We start from the raw sequence: 2,565 nt of genomic DNA on the forward strand, positions 1-2,565 counted from the left end.
AGGCTGATGCTACGGATGACAAAACAGCTTATTTGAACAAAATGAAAAAGATTGAACGCTCTAACGATAAAAATGAAGATATTTCAAGCACTTAGGGAATTCAAATTGAACCTATAAAAAAAGGAGATGGCAACGATTTTTATCCCTGCACCCAGGCTTTCTATCGGCAAATTTGGGTCACACCTGAAGACAAAAAAGACAGCTCAAATATGATATACTTCTTTGATATTAAATAAAGGGAGGCTCGATGATAATTAGAGGAAGGGTATGGAAATTTGGAGACAACATAGACACTGACGCAATAATCCCGGCACGGTATCTTAACACATCAGAGCCAAAGGAGCTTGCAAGGCATGTTATGGAAGATGCAGATAGGGATTTTCAGAAGAAAGTTAAGGAAGGAGACATAATAGTTGCAGGAAAAAACTTTGGCTGTGGCTCATCTCGTGAGCATGCGCCCATTGCAATAAAGGCATCGGGGATTCAGGCAGTCGTAGCAGAAAGCTTTGCGAGGATTTTCTTCAGAAACGCATTTAACATCGGACTTTTGATATTCGAGGCAAAGGATATATCGAGCCATACTTCCGAGGGAGATGTCCTTGAGATAGATGTAGTGAAGGGCATTATAAAAAACCTGAATAAAGGAATCGAGTTTCCCTCAGAGCCGATTCCTGCCTTCATGCAGGAACTGGTAAGCGCAGGCGGGCTCATTGAGTGGACAAAAAAGAGGTTGAAGGTTTAATATTTAAGGAAATAAAATGCAAGAAATATTGAAGCAACCATTGAAATTTAAGGAGAAAAGGTAATAATGAAGTCCTATAAGATTGCAGTTATCCCCGGCGATGGCACTGGTCCTGAGGTCATAAGAGAGGGCATAAAGGTTCTTAATGTAACTGCCGAAAGATTTGGTTTTGGTCTTGACTTGGTTTATTTCGATTTTGGAGGAGATAGATACATGAGGACAGGCGAGACCGTGCCTGAGAATGCGATTTCCGAACTAAAAGGCTTTAATGCTATTTATTTAGGTGCAATAGGCCATCCTGATGTCCAGCCCGGAATACTTGAAAAAGGGATTCTCTTAAAGCTCAGGTTTGAATTAGACCAGTATATAAACCTGAGACCAGTAAAGCTTTATCCCGGGGTTGACTGCCCTTTGAAGGATAAGGGTCCTGAGCATATAGATTTTGTTGTGGTAAGGGAAAACACAGAAGGTCTTTATACAGGTGCAGGCGGATTCCTCAAAAAAGGCACAACGGATGAGGTTGCAGTTCAGGAATCCATAAACACCAGAAAAGGTGTAGAGCGGTGCATAAGATACGCATTTGATTACTGCAGAAGGAGAAATAGGGCAAAAAAGCTCACACTCTGTGGAAAGACCAATGTCCTTACCTATGCCTTTGACCTCTGGGAAAGAACATTCAATGAGGTCAAGGCAGATTACCCCGACATAAAAACCGATTATGCCCATGTCGATGCAATAACCATGTGGTTTGTAAAAAACCCCGAGTGGTTCGATGTGATTGTAACAGACAATATGTTTGGAGACATAATCACAGACTTAGGGGCAATGATTCAAGGAGGCATGGGCATTGCCGCAGGAGGCAATATAAACCCGCATGGGGTCTCGATGTTTGAGCCAATAGGAGGCTCTGCACCAAAATACAAAGGGAAAAATGTCATAAACCCTCTTGCCGCAATATGTGCAGGAGGTATGATGCTTGAAGACTTAGGCGAAAAAGAGGCAGGACTGGCAATAGAGAAAGCTGTCATGGAGGTTACATCCAAACACATAAAAAGTCTTCAAGCCGGTAAGATGGGCTTTACGACATCAGAGGTTGGAGACCTTGTTAAAAGGTATATAAGGGAGAAGTAATTCTTTACTTTCTTTGGCAGGTATATTAAAATCTAAGATTAACAAGGAGAGCTACTAATGAGAACTGTAAAACAGGTATTATTAATATTAAGTGTATTCCTCATCTCTTTAGTAGATGCTGGTTCTTCTTTAGCCCAATCAGAATATATTGCATTTGGGCCAAAGCAATACGATAAGCCCAAAGGCAAGCCTGTTACCTACACAGATACCTTTAAGGCATACCCTGCCACTTACCAACTCTTGGTTCAAAGTGGGCAGGATGGTCTTAATGAGGTAAAAAATGTCTCTATCAGCATTAATGGTGTAGAGGTATTAGACTCCAGAGACCTGAGAAAGAGTAATCCATCTCAAAAGCCAATAAACCTTCAATCAACCAACACTATTAAAGTGGTCTTAAAAGGAAAAGGTGGAAATTTCATTAAAGTTAAGGTGGTAGCACCACCGCTAAATATCACTGTCCTTTCACCATCTGCTGGTGAGACAATATCAAGCCCAAAGGTGATAGTAACTGGAACAATAGAAAATTTCATAGGTGAGTTAGGGGTAACAGTAAATGGAATAGTAGCAGATGTTTATGGAAATCAGTTTGTCGTTAGCAATGTGCCATTAGTTGAAGGAGCAAATACAATCACTGTCACGGCAAAGGATGCACTAAGAACCACTACAAGCTCTATAACAGTTAATGCAGTAAT

The 2,565-nt window shown here is 40.9% G+C and carries 3 protein-coding genes; all 3 read left to right on the top strand.

Annotated elements, in window-relative coordinates; translation table 11 throughout:
- The first annotated feature begins 247 nt into the window (after positions 1 to 247).
- Complete coding sequence (gene leuD, locus HY805_08715; GenBank protein MBI4824290.1) at positions 248 to 742, top strand: 3-isopropylmalate dehydratase small subunit; 495 nt, start codon at positions 248 to 250, stop codon at positions 740 to 742.
- Positions 743 to 808: 66 nt separating this feature from the next.
- Positions 809 to 1,873, top strand: coding sequence for a 3-isopropylmalate dehydrogenase (locus HY805_08720; protein MBI4824291.1), 1,065 nt, complete (start codon positions 809 to 811; stop codon positions 1,871 to 1,873).
- Positions 1,874 to 1,930: 57 nt separating this feature from the next.
- On the top strand, positions 1,931 to 2,565 hold a 635-nt coding region (locus HY805_08725), incomplete at its 3' end, for a hypothetical protein (GenBank protein ID MBI4824292.1).

It is taken from the genome of Nitrospirota bacterium, from assembly GCA_016207905.1.
Taxonomy (GTDB): domain Bacteria; phylum Nitrospirota; class Thermodesulfovibrionia; order Thermodesulfovibrionales; family JdFR-86; genus JACQZC01.

Excerpts from the sequence above, each read along its gene's own strand:
- leuD (MBI4824290.1), top strand. The coding sequence starts at position 248 with ATGATAATTAGAGGAAGGGTATGGAAATTTGGAGACAACATAGACACT.
- HY805_08720 (MBI4824291.1), top strand. The coding sequence starts at position 809 with ATGAAGTCCTATAAGATTGCAGTTATCCCCGGCGATGGCACTGGTCCT.